The sequence below is a fragment of the Pseudomonas sp. 65/3-MNA-CIBAN-0223 genome (assembly GCF_040310425.1).
GTDB classification, from domain to species: domain Bacteria; phylum Pseudomonadota; class Gammaproteobacteria; order Pseudomonadales; family Pseudomonadaceae; genus Aquipseudomonas; species Aquipseudomonas gregormendelii.
Genome location: NZ_JBEOPV010000314.1, coordinates 1 through 242, shown reverse-complemented (window position 1 = coordinate 242; position 242 = coordinate 1). Strand labels below are relative to the sequence as shown.

At 71.1% G+C, this 242-nt stretch carries 1 protein-coding gene; it reads right to left on the bottom strand.

Annotated elements, in window-relative coordinates:
• Positions 1-242: TonB-dependent receptor domain-containing protein (locus AAEZ09_RS29035; RefSeq protein ID WP_350601776.1), on the bottom strand; the 242-nt coding region annotated here is incomplete at both ends.

Genomic DNA, 242 nt, shown 5'->3' with positions numbered 1-242 from the left:
TGCCGTCGCCGCGCGGCGCATCGTCGTAGGGCTCGCGCATGTCGGCGGCGCGGTAGGCCTGGCCGACGTTGGCGTAGAGGTTCAGGGTGTCAGTCAGCGGATGCAGCGCGCCCAGCGACCACGACAGGTTGTGGTCGGTGCTGTCCAGGCCGCTGGTTCTAAACGACGGGCCGTTGCCTTTGGCTCGGGCGTCGGCGCTGATGCGGTCGTAGCGGGCGCCGGCCGTCAGGCGTGTCTGGCCG